This is a genomic window from Kitasatospora sp. NPDC101801 (assembly GCF_044766665.1).
In the GTDB taxonomy this organism is placed as follows: domain Bacteria; phylum Actinomycetota; class Actinomycetes; order Streptomycetales; family Streptomycetaceae; genus Kitasatospora.
In genome coordinates, this window is record NZ_JBIWML010000052.1 from 1 (window position 1) to 26,874 (window position 26,874).

General features: G+C 71.6%; 21 protein-coding genes. 9 read left to right on the forward strand and 12 right to left on the reverse strand.

Features of this window, described 5'->3' with window-relative positions:
• Nucleotides 1-162 precede the first annotated feature (162 nt).
• On the forward strand, nucleotides 163-381 hold the full coding sequence (locus tag ACIRPK_RS33630; RefSeq protein ID WP_403045865.1) for a hypothetical protein: 219 nt from the start codon (nucleotides 163-165) through the stop codon (nucleotides 379-381).
• A 170-nt stretch (nucleotides 382-551) separates the two neighbouring features.
• On the opposite strand, the gene ACIRPK_RS33635 is transcribed toward ACIRPK_RS33630, so the two are convergent.
• Nucleotides 552-899: an antibiotic biosynthesis monooxygenase family protein gene (locus tag ACIRPK_RS33635; protein WP_403045868.1), complete on the reverse strand. Its 348-nt coding sequence runs from the start codon at nucleotides 897-899 to the stop codon at nucleotides 552-554.
• Between the two features lie 763 nt (nucleotides 900-1,662).
• Here ACIRPK_RS33635 and ACIRPK_RS33640 point away from each other — a divergent pair.
• Nucleotides 1,663-2,529 (forward strand): GNAT family N-acetyltransferase, encoded by an 867-nt coding sequence (locus tag ACIRPK_RS33640; RefSeq protein ID WP_403045871.1) that lies wholly within the window; start codon nucleotides 1,663-1,665, stop codon nucleotides 2,527-2,529.
• Nucleotides 2,530-2,762: 233 nt separating this feature from the next.
• On the opposite strand, the gene ACIRPK_RS33645 is transcribed toward ACIRPK_RS33640, so the two are convergent.
• The gene (locus ACIRPK_RS33645; RefSeq protein WP_403045874.1) at nucleotides 2,763-3,293 is read right to left on the reverse strand and encodes a GNAT family N-acetyltransferase; all 531 of its coding nucleotides are present in this window, start codon (nucleotides 3,291-3,293) and stop codon (nucleotides 2,763-2,765) included.
• Between the two features lie 764 nt (nucleotides 3,294-4,057).
• On the opposite strand from ACIRPK_RS33645, the gene ACIRPK_RS33650 reads away from it, so the two are divergent.
• Nucleotides 4,058-4,774 (forward strand): transglycosylase family protein, encoded by a 717-nt coding sequence (locus ACIRPK_RS33650; protein ID WP_403045876.1) that lies wholly within the window; start codon nucleotides 4,058-4,060, stop codon nucleotides 4,772-4,774.
• 303 nt (nucleotides 4,775-5,077) lie between these two features.
• On the opposite strand, the gene ACIRPK_RS33655 is transcribed toward ACIRPK_RS33650, so the two are convergent.
• Nucleotides 5,078-5,323, reverse strand: coding sequence for a hypothetical protein (locus ACIRPK_RS33655; RefSeq protein WP_403045879.1), 246 nt, complete (start codon nucleotides 5,321-5,323; stop codon nucleotides 5,078-5,080).
• Between the two features lie 120 nt (nucleotides 5,324-5,443).
• The gene (locus ACIRPK_RS33660; RefSeq protein ID WP_403045881.1) at nucleotides 5,444-5,938 is read right to left on the reverse strand and encodes a hypothetical protein; all 495 of its coding nucleotides are present in this window, start codon (nucleotides 5,936-5,938) and stop codon (nucleotides 5,444-5,446) included.
• 357 nt (nucleotides 5,939-6,295) lie between these two features.
• Here ACIRPK_RS33660 and ACIRPK_RS33665 point away from each other — a divergent pair, with 357 nt between their 5' ends.
• Complete coding sequence (locus ACIRPK_RS33665; protein WP_403045884.1) at nucleotides 6,296-7,003, forward strand: DUF2993 domain-containing protein; 708 nt, start codon at nucleotides 6,296-6,298, stop codon at nucleotides 7,001-7,003.
• A 1,186-nt stretch (nucleotides 7,004-8,189) separates the two neighbouring features.
• Here ACIRPK_RS33665 and ACIRPK_RS33670 read toward each other — a convergent pair.
• On the reverse strand, nucleotides 8,190-8,606 hold the full coding sequence (locus tag ACIRPK_RS33670) for a spore-associated protein A (protein WP_403045886.1): 417 nt from the start codon (nucleotides 8,604-8,606) through the stop codon (nucleotides 8,190-8,192).
• Between the two features lie 1,043 nt (nucleotides 8,607-9,649).
• Here ACIRPK_RS33670 and ACIRPK_RS33675 point away from each other — a divergent pair.
• Nucleotides 9,650-12,187, forward strand: a complete 2,538-nt coding sequence (locus ACIRPK_RS33675) for a hypothetical protein (RefSeq protein WP_403045889.1) — start codon at nucleotides 9,650-9,652, stop codon at nucleotides 12,185-12,187.
• Nucleotides 12,188-12,646: 459 nt separating this feature from the next.
• On the opposite strand, the gene ACIRPK_RS33680 is transcribed toward ACIRPK_RS33675, so the two are convergent.
• Together ACIRPK_RS33680 and ACIRPK_RS33685 are read right to left on the reverse strand one after the other, a co-directional pair.
• Nucleotides 12,647-14,374, reverse strand: a complete 1,728-nt coding sequence (locus ACIRPK_RS33680; protein ID WP_403045892.1) for a thiamine pyrophosphate-dependent enzyme — start codon at nucleotides 14,372-14,374, stop codon at nucleotides 12,647-12,649.
• A 45-nt stretch (nucleotides 14,375-14,419) separates the two neighbouring features.
• Complete coding sequence (locus tag ACIRPK_RS33685) at nucleotides 14,420-16,003, reverse strand: FMN-binding glutamate synthase family protein (protein WP_403045894.1); 1,584 nt, start codon at nucleotides 16,001-16,003, stop codon at nucleotides 14,420-14,422.
• A 214-nt stretch (nucleotides 16,004-16,217) separates the two neighbouring features.
• On the opposite strand from ACIRPK_RS33685, the gene ACIRPK_RS33690 reads away from it, so the two are divergent.
• Nucleotides 16,218-16,388, forward strand: a complete 171-nt coding sequence (locus ACIRPK_RS33690; protein ID WP_327071377.1) for a hydrophobic protein — start codon at nucleotides 16,218-16,220, stop codon at nucleotides 16,386-16,388.
• A 344-nt stretch (nucleotides 16,389-16,732) separates the two neighbouring features.
• On the forward strand, nucleotides 16,733-17,188 hold the full coding sequence (locus tag ACIRPK_RS33695; RefSeq protein WP_403045899.1) for a MarR family winged helix-turn-helix transcriptional regulator: 456 nt from the start codon (nucleotides 16,733-16,735) through the stop codon (nucleotides 17,186-17,188).
• A 3-nt stretch (nucleotides 17,189-17,191) separates the two neighbouring features.
• On the opposite strand, the gene ACIRPK_RS33700 is transcribed toward ACIRPK_RS33695, so the two are convergent.
• The 3 genes from ACIRPK_RS33700 to ACIRPK_RS33710 all read right to left on the reverse strand — a co-directional run bounded on the left by ACIRPK_RS33700 (nucleotide 17,192) and on the right by ACIRPK_RS33710 (nucleotide 21,119).
• Complete coding sequence (locus ACIRPK_RS33700) at nucleotides 17,192-18,247, reverse strand: LLM class flavin-dependent oxidoreductase (RefSeq protein WP_403045901.1); 1,056 nt, start codon at nucleotides 18,245-18,247, stop codon at nucleotides 17,192-17,194.
• A 691-nt stretch (nucleotides 18,248-18,938) separates the two neighbouring features.
• Entirely contained in the window at nucleotides 18,939-19,244 is a 306-nt protein-coding gene (locus ACIRPK_RS33705) for a hypothetical protein (RefSeq protein ID WP_403045904.1), read from the reverse strand.
• Between the two features lie 567 nt (nucleotides 19,245-19,811).
• Nucleotides 19,812-21,119, reverse strand: coding sequence for a nucleotide disphospho-sugar-binding domain-containing protein (locus ACIRPK_RS33710; protein WP_403045906.1), 1,308 nt, complete (start codon nucleotides 21,117-21,119; stop codon nucleotides 19,812-19,814).
• A 225-nt stretch (nucleotides 21,120-21,344) separates the two neighbouring features.
• On the opposite strand from ACIRPK_RS33710, the gene ACIRPK_RS33715 reads away from it, so the two are divergent.
• Nucleotides 21,345-23,429 (forward strand): glycosyltransferase, encoded by a 2,085-nt coding sequence (locus tag ACIRPK_RS33715; RefSeq protein ID WP_403045909.1) that lies wholly within the window; start codon nucleotides 21,345-21,347, stop codon nucleotides 23,427-23,429.
• Nucleotides 23,430-23,670: 241 nt separating this feature from the next.
• Here ACIRPK_RS33715 and ACIRPK_RS33720 read toward each other — a convergent pair whose 3' ends face one another.
• Nucleotides 23,671-23,925 (reverse strand): hypothetical protein, encoded by a 255-nt coding sequence (locus ACIRPK_RS33720; protein ID WP_403045911.1) that lies wholly within the window; start codon nucleotides 23,923-23,925, stop codon nucleotides 23,671-23,673.
• A 182-nt stretch (nucleotides 23,926-24,107) separates the two neighbouring features.
• A complete protein-coding gene (locus tag ACIRPK_RS33725; protein ID WP_403045913.1) occupies nucleotides 24,108-24,650 on the reverse strand; it encodes a MarR family winged helix-turn-helix transcriptional regulator in 543 nt (180 codons plus the stop codon).
• A 62-nt stretch (nucleotides 24,651-24,712) separates the two neighbouring features.
• Between ACIRPK_RS33725 and ACIRPK_RS33730 the strand changes: the two genes are divergently transcribed.
• Nucleotides 24,713-26,848 carry an MMPL family transporter gene (locus ACIRPK_RS33730; RefSeq protein WP_403045916.1) on the forward strand — a complete coding sequence of 712 codons (2,136 nt, stop codon included), beginning with the start codon at nucleotides 24,713-24,715 and terminating at the stop codon, nucleotides 26,846-26,848.
• The last annotated feature ends 26 nt before the right edge of the window (nucleotides 26,849-26,874 follow it).

Genomic DNA, 26,874 nt, shown 5'->3' on the forward strand with positions numbered 1-26,874 from the left:
CACCCCAGCTGGGGCTACCTCACCCCACACGAAACCCGACAACGACACACCCTCGCAGCATAAGAACGAGTGTCCAGGATCACGGGGGAACTTCAACCAGCCCGGGCGGTCTTGACGGCTGCCGTGCGAGACGGTGCCATAGCCCTGACCGAAGGAGGGGCCGTGGCGGGCGATGGGGACAGCGATGCCGAGGACCGTACGGGTGAGGGCGGTGGTGACCGGCCGGACAGCCCGTCGGAGCCGCACCGTCCCGATCCCGCAGACAGTTTCTGGGTGGGGGTGCTGGTCCTGATCCTGGTGGTCCTCCTGTTGGCCGTCCTCGTGTCCCACCTGGACTGGAGCTCCGGAAATCCGGCCGGCAACATGCCGCCCTACAAGTGACGCGAAGCGATGGCCTGCACCCGGCTGGTCGCGTCCATCGCTGCGATCGCCCTGCGCGCTGACAACGGGCCGGGGTGCGGGTCGCCCGCGCGCGGAGGTTTCGTGCGCCGGCCGGCGCGGCGCGACCCATGGGCTTCCACGCGAACGAGCACGAGGACGGGCTGCGGCACCTACAGATCTTCCGGGCGGAGGAACCCGTAGGCGCGTTCGACCTTGGCCACGTGGACCGAGAACGAGGCGTACCAGTGCTCGCGCCCATGGGTACGGGTCAGTGCGTGCTCCGCGTGACTTCGCCAGGCCGCGATGGACTCCTCGTCCTTCCAGTACGACACCGTGATCCCCAGACCGTCCGCGCTGCGAGCCGAATCTACGCCGAGGAAACCCGGTTGGCCGGCAGCCAGTTCGAGCATCCGCTCGGCCCTGTCCCCGTAGCCGTTCTCACCAGCGGTCCGCACGGAGGTGAACACCACCGCGTAGTAGGGCGGGGCGGGCAGCGACGCGGGTGCGATATCGGGCACGGAGGTCCTCCAACAGGCAACGACGGGGGTATCGCCTCAAACGATCTCGCGCACCCACCTGAAGCCACAACCCCGTGACCCGCCACTGACCCACGCTCGGTTCCGTGAGTGCGGGCGCCCGGACAGGGGCGAACGGCGACGGAAATCGCACGCCGAGCGCGAGGCTGTCGATACTGGCTTGAGGCTCCGCTCCCAACGGAGTTCGGGCGGCCCGAACGGTCTCGTCGGATCATCCGGCCTGGATGTGACGGAGTGGTGCGGTGACCGTTGTCCGCACGAGCGTCCTGGCCGGAACGTGCAATGGTTGAAGTTGGCTGACCGGGTACCCCTCCTTGTTCGTCGCCCACTGGATGACTCGGACCGGAGCCGAGGCGGCCGACCGGTTGCGCGGTGGCCGACGAGGATCGTGACGCGCCGGGCCGGGGTGGTGTGCGGGAGAGTGATCGGCAGGATCGTCCACCGGCGCCGTATCGACCGGGGCCCGAGGACACGTTCTGGCTGGTGGTGCTTGGCCCCATTCAGGTCGCCGCCGGCTGCGGCCCGGGCGGGACGGGCATCCCCGGGTGTTCGGCTGCCGGAGAGCGAGGGTGTTCTGATCCGGGATCATCCCTCCGCAGTGGTGCGCGTGTTCGAACCTGTGGCCCGGTGGCGTTTCGAGCGGCTTGGATGGCGTTCGGACCGATCTGGGTCGGTGCGCGGGTTCAGGGACGTGGACCGGTTATTGGGTTGCAGAGGTCCCGGGGCGGGGTGTCGGATCGCGGCTATGACGACTGTGCTGGGAACGCCGACGGCAGGTGGGGTGCGCGAGGCCATGGGCGCGCTGCGGGATTGGCAGTACGACGCAGCGCCGATGCAGCTGCATTCGGGCGACATCGGATGGAACTACCGGTTGGGGACGGCTGAGACGGCTGCGGTGGTTCGGACCTGGAGCCGGGGCGGACGGATCCTCGCCGTCGGGATGCTGGATTCGCCGACCGTGTTGCGGATGACGGTCGCTCCCGACGCTTTCCAGGACGAGGACTTGGCGCGACGGCTCGTCGAGGATCTCTCGCTGCCCGAGCGTGGCGTGCTGCCGGGAGGATCGGTGTCGATCGAGGCGCCGCTGGGCCTGCTGCTGCACGACCTGCTGACCGAGGAGGGCTGGGGTGTCGACGAGCCGTGGACGCCGCTCTTCCGTGACCTCGCGGACGCGGTGGAGGACCCCGGGATGCGGATCAAGGAGATCGGCCCGGAGCAGGCACAGGACTTCGCGGACGTTCTGCGGTCGGCGTTCAACACCCTGCGGCCTACACGTGAGTACTGGCATGCGATGTCGACGGCGCCGTTCCACGCCGATGCCCGCTGCCTGGGCGCCTACGACGAACAGGGCAGTCCGGCGGCGGTGGTGACGGTCTGGTCGGCCGGTCCGGGGAAGCCGGGACTGGTCGAGCCGCTGGGCGTCCACGAGGACCATCGCGGTCGCGGATACGGCCGGGCGATCACCGTCGCCGGGGCGGCCGCGCTGCGGGAGATGGGCTCGTCGAGCGTCCGTGTGTGCACGCCGAGCTCCAACGTCGGTGGCGTCGCCACGTACAAGGCGGCCGGGTTCGAGGCGAGGCCGGAGGTCGGCGACCGGATCCGTACGGCCTGACGCGGATACAGCCTGACCACCACAACGATGGTGTCCGTCGGAGCGGTGCAAAGCTCACACACGGCTTCGTGCAGTTCGCAGTTGGCGGCTCTGCGCGACTCGGTGCCTATGTCTTGTGGCCAGGCCGACCCGCTTGCGCTTGGTCGATCCCCTGGGCACGGCGAGTAGACGGGCACACCCCGATACCGCTCACCAGGAACGGACTCTGTCACTCCCTCCCGTGCACCACGCGGTCAGCGGAGCCGCCGGGCCAGCACCTGGCCCGGCCAGGTCCCGGACAGGAAGCGGTCGGTGGGAGTGAATCCGTTGCGCTCGTAGAAGGCGACCAGTTCGCCCCCGCCACCGGCCCAGCAGTCGACCCGGAGCAATTCCACGCCGGCCCGGCGGGTCTTTTCGGCAGCATGGTCCAGCAGTGCCGCTCCGATGCCCAGACCGGCGTAGCGTCGGTCGGAGACCAGCAGCCGGACGTACCGCTCGGGTTCCTCGGCCGGCACGATGGGCATCTGCGGGCTGGGCCCGGAGTCCAACACCAGGGCTCCGACGGGAGTTCCGTGCAGCTCCGCGATGAACGGGGTGTTCGCGGTCGTGTACCGCTCGACCCGTGCCACTCGGTCGGGCTGCTGCGAATGCGGTGTCGTGCCCCACTGCTCGGTGTTGCCGCGACTGTTCATCCAGGCCACTGCGGAGTCGAGCATGTCCAGAATGATCGGTGCGTCGGCCAGGCCGCCCGGTCTGATCCGTATGCCACCGGTGATGTCGTCCACGGCGAAAGCTTATGTGGTCCGTCGGTGCCGCAGCGGGTCAGAGGAGGGGCGGCCAGGGTCCGGCGAGCGGTCGGGCGGCCTTCGCGACGACTGCGACCCTTGGACCAGCGCCCCGTACGCGAACGCAGACGACCGCCCGGGCCGACCCACCTCCTCCACGCAGCACCGTGGCCCGCCTGATGCACGGCCAACGCCTCTCACAGCGAACCGGCCGCGTCCCGGGCCCTGCCGATCCGAGACCGGGAGGACATCGGGGCATGGCGACCGCACTCCTCGGCCGGGTCTCGGGGGACGGTTGTGAGGGGGGCCACTGGGGGCGCTGCTGTGGTCACCGTGAATCCGACCGTCGGTGGCCGTGTCCTCGCGCTGGGTCGAGGGTGTGCTCGGCGTCACCACCTGCGAAGGGTGACGGCGGGCACAGCGGGGCCCAAAACGGCTGTCCGGAGGACCTGCCCGGCCCTTGAAATGGGGGGTCCGGTTCCGGTCGTACCTTCGGTAACCCCGCCCTGAGCTGCCTTTTCGCCGAAATGCTTGCCCGGGGCCCCCGAGGGCTCGTAGCTTCGTAACCAGTGCACAGCGCACCACCTGGGTTCACCACCCGCGGCCCCCGCCCACGAGGCGGCCGGGCACACGCGGTGAAGGTGACCGGGGCGGCAGCCCGCGTCCGACACGTGAGCAGCCGCCCGCTGCGTGCGACATCCCGGAGTACACCCCCGTGCGGGGCCGCTCCGTGCTGTCCGCCCAGGGCTTCCGAGAGGATCTGTATGACCTTCCGTAACGAGACCACCGCCGCCACCACCTCCGCCAAGCGCAACCGCCTGCGGATGGTCCTGATGGGCGGCGCTGTGGCCGCTCTCCCGGTGGCGGGCCTCGTGACGGCCACGTCGGCCTCTGCCGCGTCCAGCTCGACCTGGGACGCCGTCGCCCAGTGCGAGAGCACCGGCAACTGGAGCATCAACACGGGCAACGGCTTCTCCGGCGGCCTGCAGTTCACCCCGAGCACCTGGGCCGCGTACGGCGGCACCCAGTACGCGGCCTCCGCCGACCAGGCGAGCAAGGGCCAGCAGATCGCGGTCGCCGAGAAGGTGCTCGCCTCGCAGGGCCCCGGCGCCTGGCCGGTCTGCTCCGTGCAGGCCGGCCTGACCAAGGGCGGCGCAGCGGCCCAGGTCGACACCTCCGCCGCCGCCCCGGCGAAGTCCACCAAGTCGGCGGACCAGACCACCAAGGCCGCGCCGAAGAACGACACCTCGGCCGCCTCGCGCAGCGCCGAGCGCAAGCCCGTCGAGAAGACCGCTCCGGCGGCTCCGGCCGCCCCCGCGCAGAAGAGCACGGGTGGCAGCTACACGGTCAAGAGCGGTGACACCCTGAACGCCATCGCCGCCGCCCACGGCGTGAACCTCAATACCCTCTACACCGACAACGCCGCGGTCATCGGTGGCGACATCGACCTGATCCTGCCCGGCCAGGTGCTGAGCATCTGACCTGACGGTCGGTACCCGGATACGACGGAGCCTTCCTTCGCCGACCTCGGTCGGCGAAGGAAGGCTCCGTCGTATCCGTGACGTGCACCCGGGCGGAGGGACCAGGCGAATCGCGATCGTGGCTCTCTACGCGGTGGAGCCGGCCCTCGTCAGCCCCGTTCCAGCGGCGATTTCCCGGTGCTCCGGCGACGGCAAGCGCCCTGAAGGGGGTGCATGTGCCTGCGCTCCGTAGGTGGCCAGGGTTTGCGTGCTGACTGGCCACCGCCAGGCTCTCGGTCGGTTGGGGTGGTGCCCGCTCGACGGTCAGCCGAGCCAGTCGTGCCAGCGGGCGTGCGGGGCCTCGCACCAGCCTGACGCGATGGCCTGCTGGTAGGCGTCGGCGCTCTGCTCCTCGTCAGTCCGCACTCTGCCTTGCGCGTCGCCCATGGTGATCATTCCGTAGGTGCAGTCGGGGTGCACGGTCTGCACGGCGTACCAGCCTGCAACCGCCAGGACGGCGGCACAGGTGATGCGGACGAGTTGCGGTGGGCGGGCGAGGTGCTGGATCACCTGCGGATCATAGGAGCGCGCCAGCTGCGGCCTCCTCTCGGCCCCGCCCCCCGCCTCGGCCGAACCTCGCTGAGGCACCGTCAGAGTTCAGTGAGACGGCCCGACTTTCGTGTCCGGAGGTCAGTCGGTGGGTGCCTGCCGTGCGACTGCCCACTTGGTGGACTGCCAGGCGAGCACCATCAGGAATGCTCCCAAAGGCCCCTCTGCGAGCCAGGCCAGGGACATCGACTGCAGATAGTCGATGCCCGGGTGTGCGGTCACGGTGTCGAACCATGCGTCGACGAGGAACAGCGTGCCGGTCGCAGCTGCGACGGGGGAGGCCCGGACGTCCTGCCGGCGGACCAGCAGGGCGAGGCTCACCAGGCCGATCACCTCGGCGATGTCGAGGCCCACCCACGCCACCCCCCAGCGCCGCACTGTGGTCTCACCGGCATCCATGGTGACAGCGAGGTAGATGATCCAAGGAATCAGCACAGCCGCGCAGCAGAGCAGTACGGCCACCACGGGTCGCCCCTGCCGGCCGGGGGAGCTTTCCCCGTCGACGGGTTGGGCCTTCGCGTCGACTGCAGCGGTCTTCGCGTCGTACCCGGTCGCCCTTGCCTGACGAAGCTTCATCTGGACTGTCCCCCATGTGGTGCTGTTCCCGGAGCGGGAGGCCGATGGACGCCCGGTCCCCTCGCGAACGGGTGTCACCAGCGGTGATCCTAGACACCGCACCGAGCTGGTCCGACGTCGGGGCGCAGGCATTTCCCCTGGTCAGTTGCGGATGGTCGGTTGCACTGCCAGGACGGGCGGTGGTCTGCTGCTCGGGGTGCCGGGTCGGATGGTTGTCGACTCCCTGGGGCCGGGCCCTCGTCCGGCTTCAGGCCAGGCCGGGTCCTTCGGGTCATGTCGGGCTCTGGATGGCACGGCGTAGGATCGGATGCTTCGGTGCCCGCAGGGTGCGCGTACCGAGGCACGGGGGAGTACGCAATGAAACGGCGCTGGGTCAAGGTGCTGGTGGTCGTGGTCGTCGTACTCGCGGGGCTGTTCGTCGCCGTGGACCGGATCGCCGTGCACTATGCGGAGAAGGAGGCCGTCGCGCTCGCCGAGGAGCGGTACGGCTACGGGGCGGGATCGACCGACGGCTTCACCGAGATCTCGATCCACGGCTTCCCCTTCCTCACCCAGGCCGCGGACCTCAGCCTCGACCACGTGACCTTGAGCGCGGGGAACTTCTCTGTCAACACCACGGCCAACGCCCAGGGCGACCATCTCAACGTGCGCAGGCTCGATCTGGACCTGCACGACCTGGCCGCGTCCTCGCTCACCGGCCGCAGCGCCAGTGCCAACCTGGTCACCGGCCGCCTCACCATCGGCTACGAGGACCTGTCCGGGGTGGTGTCCCGGCTGCTCGGCGAGGGCGGCGCGCTCACCGTCGCGACGGCTCCCGGCGGCGCCGGTGGCAACCGGGAGGCCGCTCTGCGCATCACCGGGACCTGGAACGGCCGGCCGGTGGATACGGCGGCGAGCGTGGCGGTGGCGGCCGACGAGTTCGAGCTGCGCGTCCCCGGGTTCGGTGGCAGCAGGTACACCTGGCGGGTCCCTCTGCCCCAGAACATCAACTTCACGGCGGCCCGCTCCACCCAGGACGGGCTGGAGCTGGAAGCCACCGGACACCAGGTCGTCCTGGGCCGCTGACCGGGTCTTCCGCCCGGCGACGGACACCGGGGGACGGACACCTGGGCACCGTAGAGCGCGCGATCACGCTGCTTGCCCGGTTGCCTGCCCGTTCGGCTGTCCGGGCTCTCGGCCTGCCCCGTCCGTCTGCCTGCTCAGGGTGTCTCCGGTGGGTGGTTGCGTGAGGTGGTGAGTGTGACGGAACTGTGTGCGGGCGTTCAGCTCCGGTCCCGCCCTGGGAGCTCCTGGCGTCCCGAGGGCTTGGAGCGGGTTCTGCTAAACCAATTCGGGCCGGTGCGCGTGGCTCGGTCCGGGGGCCGGGGCCGCTCCGGGCCGCTCTCTCGAATTGACGGCGCATCGGAAATGCCGCTGGGTTCCGTTCTGGATGCATTCTCGGATCCGGCTGGTACGGCCGCCGGTTGAGGCCGCTGTGGCGGGTTCTGGAGGTGCGCGGGGAAGTCGGCCGGGGATTCTGCGGGCGCGGCGCGGCCTCCGGTGCTCCGGGGGCGGGCGGATGGCCGTTGCCCCGGGGCCGGCTGCCTGCCGCTCGGAAGTGGCCGGTTCTGCCCTGCCGCCGTAGGTGTTGGTGCGTCAGGCGGCTGTCCGGGCCCTGCTGTCGGCCACCACCCCGCCGGGCGGCTGGTCCCCGGCTCGGTGCCGTCCGGCAGCAGTTCCTCGAACTGTCCGTGCCTGTCGTCGCGGACGCCCTCGGCCGCCACGTCAAGACCACCAGCCGTCTCCTCGGCGAGGCCGGCAGGACCTGGAGCCGATACGCCGCAGGCGGACCGCACCCGGTCACCGGCGGGGCTGGGTCCTTCGGGAAACCCACGACAGTTGACCACGCGACCCCACATCAGTACCGGGGACCGTCGGACGGCCGGGTTGCTCCCCGCCCGCCGGTGGTGGCCCCGGTGCCCGGAGCCCGGCCCGTGCTCCGGTTCCTCGGCCCCGGGCCGGGGTGGCCGCACCCGGTGGAGTCTGCTCCGGTCCGCTGCGCCCGGTGCTGTTGCGCCCCTGCGGCCGACCGGACAAGGCCCCCGCTGCCACGAGGCGGCAGGGGCCCTGTCCGGGCGATGTGCACGGCAGCGTACATCCCAGGCCCCAGTGCACATGCCTGGGCGGCGTGTACTGGGGCCTGCTGCGGGTCCGTCAGGCCCCCGCCTGGTCCGGCCCGCTGTGCCGATCGGTCGTCCGGAGGGTTGAGCGATCAGCCGCAGTGGGAGTTGAAGCCGCCGCTGACGTTTTCCCCGATCCCGCCCTGCCAGTCGATGCAGGAGTTCGGTGCGTAAAGGAACACGGGGCCAGCGTAGGAGGTGTAGTAATTCTCGTCGAGATCCGCCCAGGTGGAGGCGCCGGCCTTCTTCAGGCCGGCGAGCATCTGCACTGCGGGGCCCGGGTTGTTGCGGATCGTCACCACGCAGTTCTTGCCGGTGGAGCGGTTGTACGTGAGCCAGACCGTGCCGCCGGAGTTGAGGTCCCGGTGGTCGATGGTGCTGTAGCCCGAGCCGCAGGCTCCGTTGTACGAGGCTGCCTGGGCGGTCGTCGGTACGGCTATCGCGGTGGCGGCGGCCACCAGGGCCAGCACTCCGGCCCGGGCGACGGTTCGCTTGCTTCGCTGGTGCATCTGGTGCTGCGCTCCACTCTCGTCCGACCCGCCAGGGCTGTTCCCGGACGGAAGTTCGAGAGCGTAGCCGGAGGCGGTATCCGCCACGTATCGCCGCAGGAGTGCGGGCGACGAGCTGACGTTCGACGGCGAGCACATGCTCACCACCTCGGCACGGGCGGCCGAGGGAGCGATCAGGGACGCTGAGCATGGTGACCCACTCAACGAGCGCGTGCGGCACGACAGATGACCAACGAGGCTTCCTGGCTGATTGTTTGAGACGTGAGACACCTCGCTCAACCGCCCGGGGGCCTCGTTCGTTCTGCACTCATCCCGACCGTCCGGCCGTCACCCGATCGGTGGCCACCCTGAAAGGCTCACTTTTCGAGCAGCCGGCGCAGGCGTTGTCCGGTATCGGACGGAGTCACGATCACGTCCGCCAAGTGCGGCAACAGCAGGGCAAGTTCAGCAGAGCACCGTCAGCAGCCGCCCACCGCCGGGACTTGACGATTTCCGGCCACGAAAATCCTGCCGGAGCCAGATCGAACCGTACGCCGACAGGCGGGCTGGGGGAAGGATGGTTCATGGAGATCATCAGCGTTCTCGGCCTGCACGGCCGGCCTTGGCCCGAGCGGGTGCCCGGCCACCACCCAGCCCCGGTTCGCTCATGTTTGGGCAACAATCCGCCGGAGACGGCGGCGGCATCGATTCCGGAACACCGGCCCGCCCGGGTAGCGGCCGGCGGCCGCCACTGTCCCTCGCCTGGCTGCGTCACGTGACCCGACGGTGTGGCGGCTCGGGCTGCGGGCGTCGTACGCCAGGGGCCCAAGGACGGGCGGGCATCGAAGTGATGTTCGAGGGCGATCGGCCCTTGGTGGCCGGTGCGGACGGCTGGGAGGGAAAGGTGTCGAGTCATATTCGTTCATGATGTGACCAATATGAAAAAGTAGGTCCGGTCCATACTTACCGCACCTTTACCCTGATCGACGGACCGGACTGACGACCCGTCAGTCCGACTGCCGATCAGAGGTGGAGAACCAGTGCTGAGAAGCCCGCGTCCGCCCATGCCGATCACCGCCCGAAGCCGCCGTACCGGCCGCCGTCCGCTCGGCGCCGCCACGGCCGTCGCCGTCACCTCCGCGCTCCTGCTGCTGGGCCTGGGGAGCGTCGCCCCCGGGGCCGGCGCCAGCCCGGCCGACACCGCCGCCGGGTCGTCCGCGCTGGTGAAGACCGTGCAGAACACCACCCACCCGGGCGCCGCCACCGCCGAGCACGGCGACACCCTGAACTGGGCCGTCACCTACCGCGGCGGCCCCTCCGGCGCCGCCGCGCCCGCCGTCGTCACCGACCCGATCGCGGGCGCGGGCAACTCCCAGACCTACGTGCCCGGTTCGCTGAAGGTCCCGCCCGGGTGGACGCCGTCCTGGTCGACCGACGGCAGCACGTTCGGCGCCACCGACACCGGCACCGCGACCACCGCCGTCCGGGCCGAGAACCCGGTGCTGCGCGGCGTCGGCACCGGCGTCTCCCCGCTGCTGCTCGCCCCCGTCCAGCCGACCGCGCAGTCCACCGGAGGCGACGGGTTCACCCCGATCCTGCACCGGACGGCGTCCGGCGAGATCCAGTCCTGGAACATCTACCACCACGCCGCGCGTACCGCCCCGCAGGTGGTCTGCCTCAGCCTGACGGCCGGTCAGCCCTGCACCGGCGGCCCCTGGCCGCGCCCGCTGAACACCGCCGTCGGCCCGCTCGGCAGCGGCGCCACCGGTGACATCGGCAGCCCGCTCACCCCGCAGTACGTGTTCGACCCCGGGCACCCGAACCAGGTGCTGTACCCCGCCGCCACCGCCGCCGCGGTCGGCGTCGGCTGCCTGGACCTCGACGCGCAGGCGAACTGCGGCTTCACCGCCCTCACGCCCACCGGCGGCTCGCCCAGCAGCGTCAACAGCCTGGCGGGCCTGGTGCGTTCCGGCGACAACCTGTACGGCGTCGCCAGCAACGGCCGGGTGCTCTGCCTGGCGCTCGCCACCCGCACGCCGTGCGCCGGCCAACCGTACGTGCCGGTCGCCCCCGGCAACCGTGACCTGCCGAGCACGCCCACCGCGCTCTACTTCGGCGCGCTCACCGTGGTCGGCGACAAGGTCTTCGTCTCCAGCTCGCCGCAGGCCGGCACCTCCACCGTCCCCGGGCCGCCCGCGCTCGGCTGCTTCGACACCGCCGCCCGCACCACCTGTGCGGGCTGGCTCACCCAGCACCTCGCCGGGCCGAACGCCAACTACTACACCTACAACGCCTACACCGCGTACGACACCGCCGGGCACCCCGACGGCGTCTGCACCAGCACCGTCGGCGGCGCCAACGTCCTGACCACCTGCTACGGCCTGGACGGCTCCGCGCACGCCGCGCCGAGCAGCCTCGGCGCGCTGGCCGGCAGCGTGCTGACCTTCAACCCCGAGCCCGTCACCACCGACACCGGCACCCGCAGCTACTTCCCGATCTGGGGCGGCGGCGTGGCCGGCGCGACCGTCTGCCACGACTGGGCCACCGGCGGCCCCTGCGCGGGCTTCCCGCTCCCGGCCGGACACCCGAGCGCCCACGGCGGCGACACCCGCGACTACGGCTACAGCTACGACTCCACGACCCGTTGCCTGATCGGCCTCGGCGACGCCGGCGTGCTGTTCTCGCTCGACCCGACGACCGGCGCCAGCCCCTGCGTGCACAGCGGAGCGTCGGTCACCCTCGCACCCGGCGACTTCTACTGCGACGGCACGAGCGGTCACGTCCAGGGCTACGACAAGGTCCGGCTGACCGACATCGACCTCTCGCACGTCACCCTGTCGGCGTCCCGGGTCCTGGTCACCGACCCCGACGGCACGCCCGTCGCGACCCCGGCGCTCGGCGCGGACGGCACGGTGGACCTGTCCGGCATCTCCGTCACCGCGCACCCGGCCCTCACCGTCACCGCGCAGCTGGTGCTGACCACCTCCGTGGACTTCACCAACGGCAACCACCCCTCCCTGGTCGTCGAGTACCGGGGTGACGGCCCGCAGGTCTGCTTCCGCACCACCGTCGCGGCCGCCTGCACCGCCACCGCCGTCACCAACACCGCGAACGGCAGCGACGCGAACGGCGCGCTCACCTCCAACACCGTCACCACCGCGGTCGCGCCCGGCACCGGCTGCCAGCCCCGGGTCACCGTGGAGAAGGAGATCTGCGGCTCCGCCAACTCCCACGACTGTCTGCCCGGCGGTCCCGGGCCCTGGGCCAAGACCAGCCCCGTGGGCCTGCTGGGCCTGCTCGGCACCGCGCACTGGCGGATCACCGTCAGCAACGCCGGACCGGTCGACGCCGCGTCCGTCACCGTCAACGACGCCAGCACGCCCGCCTGCCGGCAGGCCGCCGGTACCTTCGCCCTCGCGGCCGGCACCAGCCGCGCCGTCTACTGCGACTCCCTGCTGCTGGCGCTCCCGCTGAAGAACACCGCCTCCGCGAGCTTCGTCGCCGCGAACGCGCCCGCCGGCACCACCCCCACCACCACCGCCCCGTCCGCGGCGGTGGCCTGCTCCCTGCTCTGCATCCTGGCGGTGCCCGGCAAGGACTGACCCCGCCCCCGATCGGCAGGCACGACGCCCCGCCCCCGACAGGTGGATTCGACAAATCGTCGCACCCTGACGGGGGTTGGGATCGTCCTCAAGCAGCCTGAGGAAGCGGGGGGGGGGGGGGGGGGGGGGGGGGGGGGCGGGGGGGGGGGGGGGGGGGGGGGGGTGGCGGGGGGGGGGGGGGGGGGGGGGGGGGGGGCCCCCCCCCGCGGGGGGGGGGGGGGGGCCGCCCGCCGCCCCCCCCCCCCCCCCCGCTTCCTGCGCCCGCGGTCGAGGGGACGTCAGAGGGTGGTACGTCCATTTCCGGGCTCCACCTTGGAGCTGCCGGCCGGGTACGGCCCACTCGGCCCGGTGCGGGCGTGGCGCTGCACCGAGGAGCTTCCCTGCGCCCGGCCCTTCCGAAGTCCAGCGCCGCCCCCGCGGCCGGGCGCGCGGTGCACCACCACGGCCCCCCGGCCCCGGTCAGCGGCCGGGGCTGTTCAGGGTCTCCTTGACCTTGGCGATGGCGAAGCCCCAGCCCTGAGCTACGGTCGGCTTTCCCGGCACCGCCAGCTCCTGAGGGTTGGTCAGCACGTCGAGCAGGACCGGGCCCGGAGTGTCGAAGGCCCGCCGGACGCCCTCCGCCAGCTCGTCGGGGTGGGTGACCCGGATGCCGGTCAGCCCGAGGGCGGTGGCGACCGCCGCGAAGTCGGGGTTGTCCAGCTCGGTGCCGAACTCAGGGAGGCCGCCCTGTTCCTGTTCGAGCTTGACCATGCCGAGCCGGCGGTTGTCGAAGACGATCAGCTTGACCGGCAGCCGGTACGTCTTGATCGTCATCAGGTCCCCGAGCAGCATGCTCAGTCCGCCGTCGCCGCAGAACGCGACCACCTGCCGCTCCGGGTCCAGCAGTTGGGCGCCCAGGGCCTGCGGCATGGCGTTGGCCATCGAGCCGAGGTTGTACGAGCCCAGCAGCGCGCGCCGCCCGCGCATCTCGACGAACCGCGAGAGCCAGACCGTTGCCATCCCGGTGTCGGAGGTGAAGACGGCGTCCTCGCCGGCCGCCGCGTCCACGGCGGCGGCCAGCGCCTCGGGGCGCACGTCGCCGTCCCGGTTGTCGAAGGCGCTGCGCAGCCGACCCAGGAGCCGGTGGTCGTGGTGCGGGTCGGCGAGCCCGCGCTGGCCGGCCCGCCAGTCGTCGAAGCGCTCGCGGGCGGCGTCCAGGTGCGCCCGGTCGGGTGCCGGGGCCAGGAGCGGCAGCAGGGCCCGCAGGGTGGCGCCGACATCGCCGACCAGGCCGAGGTCGAGCGGGGTGCGCCGGCCGAGGTGACGCTCTCTCAGGTCGATCTGGATCACCGTGCAGCCGGTGGGGTACCAGTCACGGTAGGGGAAGTCGGTGCCGAGCATCAGCAGGGTGTCGCAGGAGTCCAGCGCGTGGACTGCGGCGGGGTTGCCGATCAGGCCGGTCTGGCCGACCTGGTGGGGGTTGTCGCCCTCGAAGCCCTCCTTGGCCTTGAGGGTGAGGACCATCGGTGCCGACAGCTGCTCGGCGAGCTCCAGCACCTCCGCGCGCGCGTCCCGCGCGCCGCGCCCGACCAGGAGCGTCACCCGCTCTCCCGCGTTGACGAGCTCCGCCGCCCGGCGGAGGTCGTCGTCGGCCGGCCGGGTCACCGCGCGGGCGGCCGGGATGCGGACGGGGCGGTCGTCCGGCACCTCCTGGTCGCCCAGGTCACCCGGGACGGTCAGGACTGCGACGCCGCCCTCCCCGAGGGCTGCCCGGACGGCGGTCTCCAGGAGTCGGGGCAGTTGCCCGGGCGAGGTGACGGTGGCGCGGAAGACGGCGACGTCCTTGAAGAGGAGGTCGTTGTCGACCTCCTGGAAGTAGTCGCTGCCGAGCTCGGCCAGCGGCACCTGTCCCGCGATGGCGAGCAGTGGCGTGCCGCTCTTGGCCGCGTCGTACAGTCCGTTGAGCAGGTGGACCGAGCCGGGACCGACGGTGCCCATGCAGACGCCGAGCCGGCCGGAGAGCTGGGACTGCGCGCCGGCGGCGAACGCGGCGGCTTCCTCGTGGCGGCAGCCCACCCAGTCGATGCCGTCGGTGGTGCGGATGGCGTCGGTCAGCGGGTTCAGGGCGTCGCCGACCACGCCGAAGACGTGGCGCACCTCCAGGTCGCGCAGGGTGTCGATGATCAGGCGTGCGACGGTCCGGGTCATGGTGGGCCCTCTCTGGTGTCGGGGGTTCACGGGTCGGGTCGGGGCTCAGACGGTGAAGCGGTCGGGATCGGCGGCGTGCCAGTCCCGTGCCCAGTCCTGCGGCGGGTCGGCGATCAGCTCGCCCGGTGCCAGCGGCGGGTGGATCTCGGCGTACGAGCGGACGGTCTGCGCGTCGACCCGGCGGTTGAGCATGTGCGGGCGCAGACGTGACGGGTCGTCGACGCCCATGGCTGCCATGATCTGCAGCGCGCTCTTGACCGTGGCTTCCTGGTAGCGGCGGGTCCGCTCGGCCTTGTCGGGGACGTACAGGGCGCGGGCCCGGCGCGGGTCCTGGGTGGCGACGCCGACCGGGCAGGTGTCGGTGTGGCAGCGCTGGGCCTGGATGCACCCGAGGGCGAACATCATGGCCCGGGCGGCGTTCGTGTAGTCGGCGCCCTGGACCAGCCGCTTGACGAGGTCGCTGCCGGTGGCGACCTTGCCGCTGGCGCCGATTCTGATCCGGTCGCGGAGCCCGCTGCCCAGCAGGGCGTTGTGCACCGTCAGCAGTCCGTCGGTGAGCGGGAGTCCGACGTGGTCGGCGAACTCCAGCGGTGCGGCACCGGTGCCGCCCTCGGCGCCGTCCACCACGATGAAGTCCGGGCTCACGCCCTCGTCCAGCATCGCCTTGCATACGGCCAGGAACTGCCGGCGGGAGCCGACGCAGAGCTTGAACCCGACCGGTTTGCCGCCGGCCAGCTCCCGCATCCGGGCGAGAAAGCGGACCAGTTCCCGGGGTGTGGAGAAGACCTGGTGGTAGGGCGGGGAGATGACGGTCTTGCCCTGCGGGACGCCGCGCACCCGCGCGATCTCCGCCGTGACCTTCGCCCCCGGCAGCACTCCGCCGATCCCGGGCTTGGCGCCCTGGCTCAGTTTCAGGGAGATGCACCTGACCTGCGGGTGGGCCGCCTTCTCGGCGAACTGCTCCGGATCGAAGGCGCCCTCCGCAGTCCGGCAGCCGAAGTAGCCGGTGCCGATCTCCCAGACCAGGTCACCGCCGGGCCGCAGGTGGTACTCGGAGAGCCCGCCCTCACCGGTGTCGTGGGCGAAGCCGCCGAGCGCCGCCCCGGTGTTCAGCGCGAGGATCGCGTTGGCCGAGAGCGAGCCGAAGCTCATCGCCGAGACGTTCAGCAGTGCCATGTCGTAGGGCTGCGTGCAGTCAGGTCCGCCGATCCGCACCCGGGGCACCTCGGTGGGCACCGCCGACGGCGCCATCGACGGGACGAGGAACTCGCGCCCCGTCTCGTACACGTCGAGCTCGGTGCCGAACGGCTCCTCCGCGTCGGTGCCCTTGGCCCGCTGGTAGACGATGCTGCGGGTGTCGCGGTCGAACGGCCGACCGTCCACGTTCCGCTCGACGAAGTACTGCTGCACCTCGGGCCGGACGGACTCGAAGAGGAACCGCAGGTGTCCGAGCACGGGGTAGTTCCGCAGAACGGAGTGCCGGGTCTGCAGCAGGTCCCACACCGCCAGCACGGCCAGGGCGAGCAGCGGGCCGGCGGCGAGCCACCACCAGGGCGACCAGACGGCGGCCGCCACCACCGCTCCTACCCCGACGATCGTCCACGACAGCACCCACAGATATCTCAGCATGCAGCGCGTCTACCCGGCTCACCCGGGCTAAGCACCCGGTGAGCGGCCCGACGACGGAGCGCCACCGTCCGGGAGCTCCGTCCTGCCCTTGCTCGTCGTAGCCGGCCGCGTCAGGTGGGCCGACGCCTCTGCCCGCCGTCGTGGTGAACACCGCTGTGCATGGTCCGTCCGGGACAGGGCATGCGGTGTCCCGACACAGACTCTGGAGGTCACCATGGTTCCCCTGCTTCTCGTCCTGCTCCTCGCGCTGCTGCTGTTCGGCCTCGGGTTCGCGGTGAAGATCCTCTGGTGGGTCGCGATCGTCGTTCTGGTGGTCTGGCTGGTCGGCTTCGTGGCCCGCGGCACCGGCGCGTCGGGGAGCCGGGGCCGCTGGTACCGCTGGTGACAGCATCTCGACATCCGACCACTCCGCCGGGCCGGACCTCGTCCACGTACGCCTGTCCGTTCCCTTTCCCCTTCCACGCGACCGGCCACCCCAGGCGATGGAGCGCGTGAGCCCGCCTGCCCGTAGCAGCCTGTGGAAGGAACCTCGGGGCCCGACGGTGAACGACGCTCCCGCCCCGGCCCTGACGCCGACCCAGCGCGGGCGGCGCGGCCCGTCGTACGCCGGCAGCGGCTTCCGCCCCTTCGCCCGGCCGAGCAGGGCGCATGACAGCAGGCCCCCCGGACATCACGTCCGGGGGGCCTGCTGTCATTGTCCCGGCCGGTGGCTCGGTACAGTGTGGAGCCATGCGGCAGCGAGAGCGCGAACGCGCACTGTGGGACGCCTTCTTCCACATGGACACCGAGCTGTGGCAGGTACTGACCCGCAGGCTCCAGCAGGACACCGGGTTGTCCGAGCCGGACTGGCAGGTTCTGGACGCGCTGGGCAACGCCGAGGGCCACACGCTCCGCTCGTTCGAACTGGCGAAGACGCTGATGTTCGGTAAGAGCCGGCTCCACCAGCACGTCGGACGCATGGAGCAGCGAGGTCTGGTGGAGCGGAGGCCGGTGCCCGGCGACGCCCGCGCCACGGTGGTGTCCCTCACCCCGGACGGTCTGTCGGTGTCCCGCCGGGCCCAGGCGTACCGTGCCCGGCACATCCGGGAGGAGCTGATCGGCGGCCTCACCACGGACGAGGTGGAGCAGCTCATCGCCATCTCCGACAAGATCCGTGCTCATGTGCGCCGCGACCCGGCGGGCTGAGGATCACTCCCAGACGGTGGTGGGGACCTCGGCCCGCAGGACGGGGGCGACTTCGGCGAAGAACCGTTCGAGGTAGCCGCGGGTGACGGCCAGTTCGGTGGTGTAGGTCGAGAAGAACCCCTCCACCCCGACGCCGAACACCTGGTTGCCGAACTTCCGCTGCAGGCCGAGGAGTTTCTCGGTGATCTGCTCGGCGGTGCCGACGAGCGCGGATCCGTTCTCGACGAAGTCCTCCAGTGAATCGAACGGGAATCGGGCGCGCACGCGGTAGTGCTCGGCCACCGAGGCCTCGAACATCGGCCGCGCGAACGCCAGGGCGTCCTGGGAGCGGTCGGTGATGATGGGGGAGTGCACGCCCACGGCGACCAGTGCGTGGTCGGGATCGTGGCCGTGGAAGGCGAGCCGCTCGCGGTAGTGGGCGACCAGATCCAGGTAGTGGCCGACGCGGTCCGTGCCGTTCGCCGAGTACAGCGGATCCCCCCAGCGCGCCGCCAGCTCGGTGGACCGCTGGTCGGTGGCCGAACCGTGCCACACCCGGGGCGCGGGCTGCTGGAGCGGCCTGGGTTCGAGGGACGCCTCGGTGAGCTTCGGACGGTAGCGGCCCTCCCAGGTGACCTTCTCCTCCCGCCACAGCCGCCGGAGCAGCTCGTACCCCTCCTCCAACCGGTCCCACAGGTCGGCCGGGTCGACCCCGAAGACGCTCGGCGCGACCGCGTCGCCGCCCTTGCCGATGATCAGGTCGAGCCGTCCTCCGCTGAGGTGGTCGAGCGTGGCGTAGTCCTCGGCAGAGCGGACGGGATCGGTGAGCGACAGCACCGCGACCGTGGTGACCAGGCGGATCCGGGACGTCCGGGCGGCGATGTTCGACAGGATCACCGCAGGTGACGCCGACAGCAGCTCCGGATTGTGCCGCTCGCCGACCCCGAACGCGTCGTACCCGACCCGCTCGGCCCACAGCGCGAGATCGATCAGCTCGGTGAACCGCTCCGTCCGGCTGAGCGGCGGGCTTCCCAGCCCCCTGCTCTTCCTCGGGACCAACGTGCTGGCCAGGAACTTCACGACCACACCCCTCTCGTTGAGTTCACATGTGAACTCTGAAGGAGATGGCCTCCCGCGTCAAGACGCGATGGGAACGCGGTCGACACCGATCACTGCGGCGGTGCCAGATCGGGCGTCTGCGGTGAGGTTGACGGCGAGCGGTGCTGCCCGGCCGCCGAGCTGACTGGCCGTCGGCGCGTCGAGGCAGCCGGGCCAGGGCGGAGGGGTGGGGTGAGCCGCCTGCCCGGGACGGTGCGGGTGGCCCCTGCGGGAGTTCAGCTGCCTCCAGGAGGACGCTTCATCCCTGTGCGGTGCTGATGGTGGTTCAGGTGCCGCGCCACGTCGGGGTGGATCGCGTTGGCTTGCGCCCGATCGGCTGGGCGTGGGGACGACCGTGACTACGAGGGGCTTCCCGAGGCTCCCTGAACCGGGCGACGATCACGCCGATGTTCCCGCGAATTGACGGCCCGTCGGAGATGCGGCCGGGTTCCGTCCTGGTTTTCCGCTCGGATTCAGCCGGAATCACCGTCGGTCGGGGCCGCCTCAGCGGGTCGTGAATTCATGCGGAGAGGTCCGCCGGGGCCTGGCGGGGTGAGGTGCGGGTTCTGGGTGTTCCCGGTCGGGCGGGTGGCCGCCGTCCTCGGCGCCGTGCCGGGTGGCTGCCGGGCGCCCGCCCGGCTACGCCTACGCCCGTCGGTCCGGTGCGCGGGTTTCAGGTGCTGCGGTGGTGCCGGGGCTGGCGTTGGCTGATGAACAGGAGGATGAGGCCGGTGAGTTGGAGGCCGCCGCCGGTGATGAGGCCCCTGGGGAGCGGTCCGGTGTCGCCGCCGGCGAGCCGGATGAGCACCTGCCAGGTCAGTGCGAGGGCCATCAGCAGTTGGCCCCAGCCGTGGAGGCGGGGATTGTGGACGTGGCGCCGGCTCGTGGGCAGGAGCCAGCCGCGGATGACGGCCGCGAGGCCGGTGACAAGGAAGAACAGGGAGAACGCCAGGACGGGTATGGCGATATACAGCTTCACGGCCGGCTCCTTCGCGCCGGGCCTTCGCCGGACGCAGGCGTGATCATGGCACCAGGCAGGTACATGGGTCCATCCCGCCGAAAGTGGCGGGTTGCCGTCCCGGGCGTTGCCGGTCTGTCAGCGGTGGTGCGGCGTGGGTGGGTTCAGCCGTAGTCGTCCGCGTCCGGAGCCACCAGGCGGGCCTCGTTCGGGGGCGTCGGCTGCCACGGCCGTGCCGGGGGTGATGGCTGAGCCCGAATCCACCGGGCAATAGCCGTTCCAGCGTCCGGACATGAGAACGGAGATGCCCTCTGAGCTGGGAAGATGTGACTTGTCTAGGGTTACATCCAACTGGTCTGGAGGGGCATCTTCGGGATGCAGTTTCTCATGCCGCCGCGCGCGATGTCCGTTGCATTCGACGAGCCGAACCTGATCGCGGACGCCGAGATGGCGCGCGGTCCCCGACGCCGTCAGCCGTAGCCTCCAGACGCCCGGAGTGGCATCCCCGTCGGTACCTGGAGTCAGCTTCAAGCCACCTGCGCTCCGGCTGGGGCACGGCTGAGGGAAGCGCGCGGCAGTGCACGCGATCTACGAGGTCAGGGGTCCGCCGGGCATGACGTCGAGGAGTTGCCGCGCAGCGTGGCGCGGGCCCGCTGCGAGGACTTCGTGGGCCAAGGACTTGGTCCGGTCACCGGGCGCGGCCAGCAGCTGCTTCACCGCGGTGCCTACGGTGAAGGCGGTCGCGGTGTTGGGGTCGAGCGTCAGTCCGAGTCCGGCCCGCTCCACGTCGTGCCCGATCGCGAACTGGTCGCTGGAGAAGGGAAGCACGAGGGAGGGGACGCCGGCGGCGACGCACTCGGTGAACGAGTTGTTGCCACCGTGGTGGACCATGGCGGTGCAGTGGGCGAGCAGCTGCTGCTGGGGGACGGTGTCGGCGAGGTGGAGCCGGTCGGGGGAAGCGCATGCGAGGACCGGGCTGCTGAGTAGCTCGGGGAGCCGGTCTCCGGCGGCGACGATCACGGATGCCTCGGTGTGCGTCAACACTGCTTCGGTGACTGTGCGCAGGACGTCGTGGCGGGCGGACAGGAAGGTGCCGAAGGCGACCAGCACCAGTGGGCGGCCGCCCGAGCCGAGCCGCGCGACGACGGCTTGCCACGTCCCGTCCGGTCCGGTTTCCAGGGGGAGCGGTGTGCAGTGACCGGAGTAGATCGCGGTGGGTCCGCTGGGAGGAGGGGGGAGGTCCGGCAGCCGGGGGTAGTTGAAGACCACGGCCCGCGGTGAGCAGAGCGCGAACGCCCTCTCCACCTCGGGCAGATGGGGCGCGTGCGCGCGGGCGACGTCGCGGAAGGCGCGGGTGAACGCCCGGTCGTTCGCGTTCACGGCCACGAGGAGTTCGTCGAGGTCTCCGGGCGCGGGGCGCAGGGCGTCTGGCCAGGCCCGGGGGAGCCCGAAGGAGGCGTCCTGCTCAGTCGGGATGTAGCTGGGGTGGCCGGGGCAGAAGGTCGCGTAGGGCAGCTCCAGGCAGTGCATGCTCAGGGTCACGGGGTAGCTGAGCTGGTCGACGAGGTACCAGTCGGCCCTCGACCGGCGGTCCAGAGCACGCACGTCCTCCAAGACCCGCTCGGGGTCGGGGAGCATGTCGGCCGCGCGGTGGCGCGCCTGGGTGAGCAGGGCGGGGATCGCCCCTTCGCGGGTGGCCTCCAGGAACTCCCGCAGGCGTGCGCCCTCCGAGGGGGCTTGGGAGGTTCGTTCGGCGACGCCGGTGTTCGCGTTCCGGGTGACGGTGAGCTCGGTGAAGTCCAGGCCGTGCCGGTCGGCCAGGCCCGCGAAGGCCGGCGCACACGCCAGCGTCACCTCGGTCCCCTCCTCTCGCAGAGCCGCGCCGAGCGTGCTCATCGGCACGGCGTGGGACTGGAATGGGGGGCTGATCAACACGACTCGTGGCACGTCACTCTCCGCTGTCGGCGAGGAAGGGGGCGTTCGGTGGACATCTGGGCGTGGTGCTGATGCCCCAGATCGTGCCATGCCGACACCTGTGGCGGCACGGTGCCGGGTGCGCGCCATCCACTCTGCGGTTCCGCACCGAAGGTGAGGTGACACCCGCGAGGAAAGGACGTCCCGATGGCGCACCGACCGTGCGGCCGGAAAGAAAGCTACCCGCCGGCCGACTCCGACGTACTGGTGCGGTGGCGCCGCCACCACCTCGACCCCGAGTCGGATGAGCCGGACGGCGACGATCTGCTGTTTCTCTTGGGCCGGGCGGAGTACGGCCACCGTACGAGCCCCGGGACCGATCGCGCGCTGCTGCCTGAGGACGTCGTCACCGCGCGGCTGCGGCGCGCGGCCCGTTCCGGCACACCGGCCGATCCCTGGTGGCTGGTGGGACTGGCCGGTGGGGGAGCGCTGCAGCGCAGCGCTCTGGCCCAAGCCTGGGGTGCCACGGTGCGGGCGGGTTTCCGGGCCGACGCCACCGCGGCGTTGCGAAGCCGCCTGCTGCTGCCCGCTTCGCCGATCGAGCGGGCCTTCCTCCTCGACCTCGCCGAGGAGCACGCACTGTCACCCCTGGCCGTCGCGGAATGCGCCGGCGCGGCGCACAGTGACGCCCCGCCCGTCCGGCAGGCGGCCTGGCGCTACCTGTCGGGGCTTCGGGGCGGAGCGCGTGTCCTCCCCGTCAGCCACGGGCGGTCGTCGGGCTGCTACGAGGCGCTGCTGCTCTCGGCCGCCTGGCAGCGGGCTGCTCCCGGGCACCCTGCGGGCGCTGGGTACCGGCTTGCGGTGGCGGGGCTTCCTGCCGCTCCTGCCGAAGGAATCGTGGTGGCGCAGTCGATGATGCTCGGACGGTTGGAGGAGCCCGGCGTCGGTGCCAGCGGGGGAATGAGCGTCCTGTTGGGCGCTCTCGGCGATGCCCTCGCAGCCACTGGCGAAATCGCCCGGGTGCTGACGCTGGCGCCCGGGTGCGGCGGCGACCTGGGCCAGGGTTTGGTGGCACGGCTCGGCACCGGGCACTGGCTCCTGCGGGTTCCCGTACCCGGGCCGGCGGCGGCACCGGTGAACGCACCGGAGCTACGGACCGGCTTGGCGTGGTGGATGGCGCGTCTGCTTGCCCTCCCGGGCGCCGAGCCCGCGGTGGTGCACGCGCGTTTCGCCGACGACAGTTCGCTCGCCGTGGCGGACGCGGCCCGCCGCACCGGCGCGCGGTTCGCCTTCACCGTCACACCCGATCCCCACCGGACCATGGGGGAGCGGCACCGCGACGTCGGGCACGCTCTGTGTACGGAGCCTGCTGCGGCCCTGCGTGCGGACCTCCACCGCGTATTCGCGGCCGATGTCCTCGCCGACCGCTGCGACCTGCTGGTCACCATCCCGGGGCCGGCCGGAACCCGGGAAATCGCGACCCACTTCCCGCAGCTCACACTCGGCGGCCGGGGGCGACGGTTCGTGTCGCCCGCCGAGGGAATCCCTCCCTTCAGCCGCGCAGGCGGTGACTCGGCTCTGGCCGCGGACCTCATGCGCCGGCTCTTCGCAGGCGGTGACCGCCAGGACGGCCTGGATCCGAGCGCCCGGAGCTCGCGGATGTTCCTCAGCGTGGGCCGGCTGCATCCCGTCAAGCAGCAGGACCGGCTGGTCGAGGCGTGGATCGAAGCAGGCCTGCACCACCGCACGACACTGCTTCTGGTCGGCGGCTCGGCCGGTCCCGGAACGGCGGCCGAGCGTGAGATGCGCGAGCGCATCGCCAAGCTCGTCTCCGCGGAGCCGATGGCGCGGCGCAACCTGGCCTGCTGGCCGGCGCTGCCCAACCGCCACGTCCGCCTCCTCGAACGGGTGCTGGCCGCGAAGCAAGCGCCGTACCCGCCGGTCTACGTCTGCCCGAGCGCCAAAGAGGAGTTCGGTCTCGCGGTCCTTGAGGCCATGGACGCGGGCCTGCCGGCAGCGGGACCCCAGCGCGGTGGTGTCCCCCACTACATCGACGACGGTGTCAACGGCTATCTTCTTCCCACGCACTCGGCCCCAGCCCTCTCCGCGACGCTGGCCGCCTTGGCGGCCGTGCCGGGTGATGAGCTGGCTTCGATCGCGGCAGCCGGAGCGAGCACCGTGACCGGCCGCTACTCGGCCCGAGCGATGGCCGGCGAGCTGGCCGAGGCCTACCGGCTGCTGGCCACGGAACCGCTGAAGGCCGGCGGGCCCGCGGATGACAGGGATTCATGAGAACTCAGCCATCTCCGACGCCGACGGGCCCTGACGGCCGGAGCCGGGCCCCGCTGGACGGAAGACATGTGGGGGCTCCGGTCGGTTGCCGGGATGTCCGGAGCCGGTCCGGACTGCCCTTCACCCGGAGCGCCGCACTGGCCGGAGCACGGCACGGCGGCCGGACGGATGTCCGGCCGCCGTGTGGCCGCCGACAAGGCGGATCGAGCGGCAGCGGCGCAGCCGGTCGGACAGCGTGTACCTATGCGGTAAATCCGCCGCTTGCGGGGGTGGCGTACCCCTGTTCGTAGTTGGCCAGGGCCAGACCCAGGCCGAAGAAGGTGGGTGCCCACTCGCCGACGAAGATGCCCCATCGGTCGGCTCTCTCGACGCCGGCCTTCTCCGCCTTCATCGACACCGCCCAGCTGAGGAGGGACAGTCCCACGGAGCCGAGCGCCGCCGCATAGGCGTGCTCGCTGGTAAGGCCGGCTTGGTGGAGTTTCTGGACGACCTGCATGGCGATCACTCCTCTTTCGCGATGTACCGATGCGGTCAGCTTGGTCGCCGAGCCGTGGAGGTGGCGGTTGCATCGCTTTCGCACCGCATCGCTGGCAAGGGGGTGCCCTTTCCGTGGAGGCGGATGCCGGGCCGGTCCTGCCGAATCGCTCCTCGCGGGAGTCGGCGCCGGCTGGTGGTGGGTCAGCGGGTTGGCCGGTCCTGCGGTGCGCCGAGGTAGGCGTGGTAGGCGGTGGCCACGTTCACGAGGTAGCGGTGAGCGCCGGCTCGTTCGTGGTCGTCGAGGCCTTCCGCGGCCTGGTGCAGCAATGCCAGCAGGGGGGCCAGCTCGCTCATCACGTGACCGAGCCCGGCGGGTGTGGCGTCGAGGACCTGACGCCGCCGGTCGCTCGGGTGGGCCGAGCGGCTCAGGTGGCCTTCGGTGACCAGCCGGTTGACCGATTGGGTACCGGCCGCGGTGGTCACGCCCAGGCGCCTGGAGAGCTCGGCGGGTCCGATGGGCGTGCCCGCGGATGCCGCCATCACCACGTGCTCGACCGCTTCGACGTTGGTCAGCGGCATCGCGAGCCGCTCGGCCAGTGCCGTGCGGGCCAGCTGCGTCAGGGTGAGGACCTCACGCAAGGCCTCTGACAGGACGTCCCTCTTCCCGTCAGCCGAGGCGGCGGGAAGGGAAGCGCTCGTGCGATCCGGATCGCCGGCGGCTCCGAAGACGGGGTGTTGCGCCATGGCTGACATCAGACACGGTGAAAGTCGCTAAGTAACTTAACTACTATGTGAGGGTTCATCCCGTGCTCCCGCGTCCGTCAAGCCAAGCCGAGTGGTCCCGGCTCTCCGCCCTCACGAGCCGACCGCGCACCAGCGCCTGGCTGATCCTGCTGCTCACCCTCATCGGCCTTGCGGCCGTCTTCACGCTCGGCCCCGCCGGCGCCACCACCACCGAGGCGACCGGTACCGGCCTGCCCGCCGACTCCCAGTCCGCCAAGGCCGCGGCCATCGTCAAGTCGCTCCCTTCCGGTGCCGCGGCGCCGGCCATCGTCGTCTACAGCAACACCGACTCCAGCCCGTTGACGCCAGCCCAGCAGGCCTGGATCGCTGGCCGCGCCACCGACCTCGGCAGGCTCGGCCTCGCTCCGGACGCCGCCCGCCCCGAAACCGTGCAGGACAAAGTCGCCACCGTCGCGATCCTGCTGCGCACCGACTCCGCCGACGACCAGAACACCCAGACCGTCGACCGGATCCGCGAACTCGCCTCGACCGATCTGCCCGCACCGCTCAAGTCGGAAGTGACCGGCGCTCCCGCCTACAGGGCAGACGTCGCCCAGATCTTCGCCGGGGCCGACACCAACCTGCTGTTCGCCACCGCCGCCGTCGTCGCCCTCCTGCTCCTGGTCACCTACCGCAGCCCGATCCTGTGGCTGGTCCCGCTGCTCGTCGTCGGAGCCGGCGACCGAGTGGCTGGAATCCTCGTCGGCGTCCTCGCCCCGCACGCGGGCGTCGAGGTGGACGCCTCGGCCGCCGGCATCCTGTCCGTGCTGGTCTTCGGTGCGGGCACCGACTACGCCCTCCTGCTTGTCTCCCGCTACCGCGACGAACTCCACCTCACGGACAACCGCTTCACCGCGATGGCCCGCGCCTGGCGCGGCACCGTCCCCGCCGTACTCGCCAGCGGCACCACCGTCGTCCTGAGCCTGCTCACGCTGCTCGCCGCCGAGCTGACCGGCAACCGCGGCCTCGGATTCGCCGGCGCCGTCGGCATCGTCACCGCCGTGTTCTTCGGCCTGGTCGTCCTGCCCGCCGCCCTCGTCCTGCCCGGCCGCTGGCTGTTCTGGCCGCTGGTCCCCAAGGTCGGTGAGCCCCTCACCGCCGACCGCGGCGGCCTGTGGGCACGCATCGGCACCGCCGTCGCCAGGCGCCCCGCCGCCACCGCCCTCGCGGGCACCGCCGTCCTGATCGCGCTCGCGGCCGGCGCCCTCGGTGCCCAGACCGGCCTGTCCCAAGCTGACGCCTTCCGCAAAACACCGGACGCGGTCCTGGGCCAGCGCACCCTTGCCGCCGTCCAGCCCGCCGGCGCCGCCGCACCCCTGACCCTGGTCTCCAACCGGGCGACCGGAGACCAGGTCATCCAGGCGGCACGCGCCGTACCCGGAGTCGCTTCCGTCGCCCCAGGTGCCACCACCGACCGCTACGCCACCGCCCAAGCCGTTCTGACCGCCGAGCCGGGCACCACCGAATCCGACCAGGCCATCGAGCGGCTGCGCACCGCCCTGGCCCAGGTACCCTCCGCCGACGCACTGGTCGGCGGCGACACCGCCGAGGCCTTCGACACCGCGCGCGCCAACGAACACGACACCCGCGTCGTGGTCCCCCTCGTCCTGGCCATCGTCCTGCTCGTCCTCGCCGTCCTACTCCGGGCCGTCGTCGCGCCCCTGCTGCTCATCGCCACCGTCATCGCGTCCTACTTCGCAGCGCTCGGCGCGAGCTGGGTGCTGTTCCGCACCGTCTACGACTTCCCCGCACTCGACACCAACGTCCCCCTCCTGTCCTTCCTCTTCCTCGTCGCCCTGGGCGTCGACTACAACATCTTCCTCATCGCCCGCACCCGCGAGGACACCCTCGCCGGCCACGACACCAGGCGCGCCGTCCTGCGGGCACTTGCCTCCACCGGCGGCGTCATCACCAGCGCCGGAATCCTGCTGGCCGCCGTCTTCGCAATCCTGGGAGTCCTTCCCCTCATCACCCTCACCCAGATCGGCGTCATCGTCGGCGTCGGCGTCCTCCTCGACACCCTCCTGGTCCGCACCGTCCTGGTCCCGGCCCTCGTCCTGCTCACCGGCCGCCACTTCTGGTGGCCCGGCCACCCCGAAACCTCCCGGCCCGAACCCGACAAGCACGCCACCGACCTACACGCCACCAACACCTCGTGACCGCTGGGACCTCGCTGCGCCGGGCC